Here is a 4,622-nt window from a genome sequence, read left to right as displayed (position 1 = left end):
GCCTTAGGCCGCGACCGGGACCACCCCGCCCCGCCCTAAGGACCCCCGGGCCGCACAGATGCGGCAAGCGCCCGATGTGGCCGACCCCTCTGGGACGGGATTCTTGGAACACACCGCACGAGGTGCCCGAGAAGACCGAACTCCCCGAGGAGAACCAGATGTTCGAGTACGAGATCGCCGTCGCCCGCCGCGCCGACCTCTACCGCGAGGCCGACCGGTACCGGATGGTGCGCCAGGTCGAGGCCGCGCTCCGCTCCGGTCGTCGCGAGGAATCCGAAGGGAAGGTGAGGGACGGACGGAGCTTCTTCGGCCGCGCCGCCTGAGGGCCCGGCCCGGGCCGTGACCTGAACCCGTGATGACGACCGTCCCGATACGCAGTGCCGCGCAGGTGGATCTCTGTGCGATGCTCGCCCCCGTGGAGACCAGATCTGTCAGCCCGGTGTTCGTCGGCCGCGCCGACGAACTGGCCGTCCTCACCGACGCCCTGTCCCGTGCCTCCGGCCACGAACCGCAGGCACTGCTGATCGGCGGGGAGGCCGGTGTCGGCAAGACCCGCCTCACCGAGGAGTTCCTGTGCGAGGCCACGCGCCGCGGAGCCGTCGTGGCCGTCGGCGGGTGCGTGGAGATCGGGGCGGAAGGACTTCCCTTCGCCCCCTTCTCCACGGCCCTGCGCAGCCTGCGCCGCCAGCTCCCCGACGAACTGGCCGCCGCCGCGGCCGGCCAGGAGGGCGAACTCGCCCGGATCCTGCCCGAGCTCGGCGAGACCCCGCGCGGCCCGCACGACGAGGAGAGCACCGCCCGGCTCTTCGAGCTCACCGCCCGGCTGCTGGAACGCATAGCCGCCGACCGCACCGTCGTCCTGGTCCTGGAGGACCTCCACTGGGCGGACACCTCCACCCGCCACCTGCTCGCGTACCTCTTCCGCACCCTGGCCGGCGGCAGCCTCGTCGTGGTCGCCACCTACCGCGCCGACGACATCCACCGCCGCCACCCGCTGCGCCCCCTGCTCGCCGAACTCGACCGGCTGCGCACCGTCCAGCGCATCGAACTGGCCCGCTTCAACCGCGCCGAGGTCCGCCGCCAGCTCGCCGGCATCCTCGCCTCCCAGCCCGACGAGGACATGGTCGCGTCCGTCTTCGACCGCTCCGACGGCAACGCCTTCTTCGTCGAGGAACTCGTCGCCTCCATGAAGAGCGGCTGCCGCACCGGCCTGACCGAGTCCCTGCGCGACCTGCTGCTCGTCCGCGTCGAGGTGCTGCCCGAACGCGCCCAGCGCGTCGTACGGATCGTCGCCGAGGGCGGTTCCACCGTCGAGTACCCGCTGCTGCTGGCCGTCTCCCGGCTCACCGAGGACGAACTGATCGAGGCCCTGCGCGCGGCCGTCGGCGCCAACATCCTGCTCGCCACCCCCGACGGCGACGGCTACCGCTTCCGGCACTCCCTGGTCCGTGAGGCCGTCAGCGACGACCTGCTCCCGGGCGAACGCGCCCGCGTCAACCGCCGCTACGCCGAGTGCCTGGAGGCCGACGACACCCTGGTGCGCGCCGAGGAGCGGGTCATCCGGCTCGCCACCTACTGGTACTACGCCAACGACCCGGCCAAGGCGCTGCCCGCCGTGCTCGACGCCTCCGTCGCCGCCCGCCGCCGGCACGCCTACTCCGAGCAACTGCGCCTGCTGGAGCGGGCCATGGACCTGTGGGACAGCGTCCCGGCGGAGGTCCGCGAGGGGCTGCGGCCGGTGGACTACACCGAGGTCTACCCTCCGTGCGGGTGCGACCCGGCGACCACCCCGCTGGTCCGGCTCGACCTGCTCGCCGAGGCCACCGTCGCCGCCCGGTTCGGCGGCGAGCGCGAACGCGCGGTGAAGTTCACCAAGCTGGCCCTGCGCATGCTGGAGGACGACCCCGACCCGCTGCGCGCCGCCTGGTTCTGGACCGAGCGCTCCCGGCTGGTCTCCAGCCTCGCCCGCGGCGACGGCTGGGAGGAACTGGCCAAGGCCCAGGAACTCGTGCGCGGCCTGCCCCCGTCCCACGTCCACGCCGAGGTGCTGATGCGCGCCGCCGGCTGGGGCATGCTCCACAACCCCGGCCCCGACAACCTCGCCGCCGCCGAACGGGCCGTCGAGTACGCGCGGATGGTCGGCGCCGAGGAGGTCGAGCTCGACGCCCGGGTCACCGTCGGCAGCCTGCTCACCGACGCGGGCGGCGCGGAGGCCGGGATCGCCGCCCTGCACGAGGTCAAGGACCGTGCCGTCGCACGCGGCTTCACGATGATCGCGGGCCGCGCCACCATCAACCTCACCTCCCAGCTGGAGAGCATGGGCCGCTCCCGCGAAGCGGTCGAACTCGCCGAGGAGGGCGTCGAACTCGTCGGCCGGGCCCGGCTGCTGGACACCGAGGCCTGGATCCGGGGCAACCTCGCCGAGAGCCTGTACAGCCTCGGCCGCTGGGACGAGGCCGCGGACGTGGCCCGGCGCACCCTGCACGTCGCGCAGAGCGCCGCACCGCGCGGCTCCGCCTCCGCACGCCTGGCGTACCTGGCCCTGGCTCGCGGCGAACTGGCCGAGGCGGCCCAGCAACTGGCCGCCGCCCACACCCACTTCGGCACCCACGACACACAGCCCCAGCACCGCATCCCGCTCTACCGCCTGACGGTGGGCGTCGCGGCGGGGGAGGGGCGGATCGCCGACGTCCGCAGCGAGTTCGTCGACGCGGTCGGCTACGGCTTCCCGCTCGGCCACCACCGCTACGCCTGGCCGCTGCTGCTGGCCGCCGCCACCGCCGAGGCCGACGCGGTCGGCCTGCCCGCGGCCGACGCCGGGCGGGCCGCGGCCGTGGACGCGATCCGCACCGCCGCCCGCACCCTGGCCACGCCGTTCCCGGTGTGGCGCGCCCACGCCGAGTTCGTCCACGCCGAACTGCGCCGCGCCGAGGGCTCGGACACCGCCGAGGACTGGGCCGCCGTCGAGGCCGCCGTCCGCCCGCTGGAGCGCCCGTACCTGCTGGCCCGCGCGCGGCACCGGCTCGCCGAGGCCGTGCTGGCCGCCGGCGGCGACCGGGACCGGGCCGCGGCGCTGGTGGGCCACGCCCTCGCCGCCGCCGACCGGCTCGGTGCCCGCCGGCTGCGGGAGGACCTGGGCCTGCTCGCCCAGCGCGCCCGCCTCCCGCTCGCCGCGGCCCGGACCGGGGCCGTCGAGGCCGAGGAGGCCGAGACCGACCCGGTGGAGGCGCTGGGCCTGACCAGCCGCGAACGGGACGTGCTCCGGCTGGTCGCGGCCGGGTGCACCAACCGCCGGATCGCCGAGGAACTGTTCATCTCCCCGAAGACGGCGAGCGTCCACGTCTCGAACATCCTGGCCAAGCTCGGCGTCTCCGCCCGCGGCGAGGCCGCCGCCCTGGCCCACCGCCTCCGCCTCTTCGCCCCGGCGGACCAGCCGGCCCGCTAGGGCGTCACCGCCCCGGGCCTGCGGGCCGTCGGGGCGGTGGCGGGGCGGCGGGCCGTCAGCGGACCGTCAGCGTGAGGATCCGGTCGTCGCCCGGCGCGGGCGAGCCCCGGCCGTCGGTCTCGCTCGTGACCAGCAGCAACTTGTCCCCGCCCAGAGCGATCACCGTGCGCAGCCGGCCGTAGGTACCCGTCAGGAACGCCTGCGGGTCGGCCACCGGCCGCGTGCCGTCCAGGGGTACGCGCCACAGCCGCTCGCCCTTGAGGGCGGCCAGCCAGATCGAGCCCTCCGCCCAGGCGATCCCGCTGGGCGAGGCCTCGGCCGTGCCCCACTGGGCCACCGGGTCCCGGAACCCGGCCCGCCCGGCCTTGCCCTCGGCCTCCGGCCAGCCGTAGTTGCCGCCGGGCGCGATCAGGTTGAGCTCGTCCCAGGTGTTCTGCCCGAACTCGGCCGCCCACAGCCGCCGGTCGCCGTCCCAGGCCAGTCCCTGCACATTGCGGTGCCCGAGCGAGTAGACGACCGACCCCGGCCGCGGATTGCCCGGTGCCGGTCTGCCGTCCGGGGTCATCCGCAGGATCTTCCCGCCCAGCGAGGCCGGGTCCTGGGCCAGCGCCTTGTCACCGGTCTCGCCCGTGCCGGCGTAGAGCATCCGGTCCGGACCGAACGCGATCCGCCCCCCGTTGTGGATCAGGCCCTTGGGGATGCCGCGGAGCACCACGTCGGGCGCGTCCAGCTGCTGCCCGGCCGGTCGGCGCCCGTCGTAGTGCATGCGCGCGATCCGGTTGTCGGACTCCGTGGTGAAGTAGACGTACACCTGTTTGTCCGCGGCGTACGTGGGGGAGAGCGCGAGCCCGAGCAGGCCGCCCTCGCCGCCCGGGGCCACCCCGGGCACCTCGCCGACCGGTGTCACGGCGCCCGTGGCGGTGTCCACCCGGCTGACCGTCCCCTGGTCGCGGGAGGCGACCAGCAGGTCACCGTCCGGCAGCGGGGCCACCCCCCAGGGCGACTCCAGGCCCTTGGCCACCTCGCCGGTCACCGCGACCGACCCCTGGGCTGGCGGCCTCGCCCCGGTCGCCGTTCCGGACGGAGCGACCCGCGGGGCGGCCGTCCCCGCCGACGGCGTCCCGGCCGCCACCCCGCTCCCGCCCGGCCCCGCACACCCACCCGCCAGCAACACGGC

At 75.5% G+C, this 4,622-nt stretch carries 3 protein-coding genes; 2 read left to right on the top strand and 1 reads right to left on the bottom strand.

From position 1 onward, the window contains the following. Positions 1 to 122: 122 nt before the first annotated feature. Together EF918_RS32910 and EF918_RS32905 are read left to right on the top strand one after the other, a co-directional pair. The gene (locus EF918_RS32910; RefSeq protein ID WP_125652565.1) at positions 123 to 323 is read left to right on the top strand and encodes a hypothetical protein; all 201 of its coding nucleotides are present in this window, start codon (positions 123 to 125) and stop codon (positions 321 to 323) included. A gap of 80 nt (positions 324 to 403) precedes the next feature. Beyond that, positions 404 to 3,445: a helix-turn-helix transcriptional regulator gene (locus EF918_RS32905; RefSeq protein ID WP_125652564.1), complete on the top strand. Its 3,042-nt coding sequence runs from the start codon at positions 404 to 406 to the stop codon at positions 3,443 to 3,445. 55 nt (positions 3,446 to 3,500) lie between these two features. Here EF918_RS32905 and EF918_RS32900 read toward each other — a convergent pair. Beyond that, positions 3,501 to 4,622: sorbosone dehydrogenase family protein (locus tag EF918_RS32900; RefSeq protein ID WP_125652563.1), on the bottom strand; the 1,122-nt coding region annotated here is incomplete at its 5' end.

Origin of the sequence: Streptomyces sp. WAC06614 (assembly GCF_003949795.1) — a bacterium.
In the GTDB taxonomy this organism is placed as follows: domain Bacteria; phylum Actinomycetota; class Actinomycetes; order Streptomycetales; family Streptomycetaceae; genus Streptomyces.
The sequence above is the reverse complement of the archived record's forward strand: the minus strand, read 5'-3'. Positions and strand labels throughout refer to the sequence as shown.

Coding starts and splice junctions, on each gene's coding strand:
- EF918_RS32905 (WP_125652564.1), top strand. CDS start 404: ATGCTCGCCCCCGTGGAGACCAGATCTGTCAGCCCGGTGTTCGTCGGC.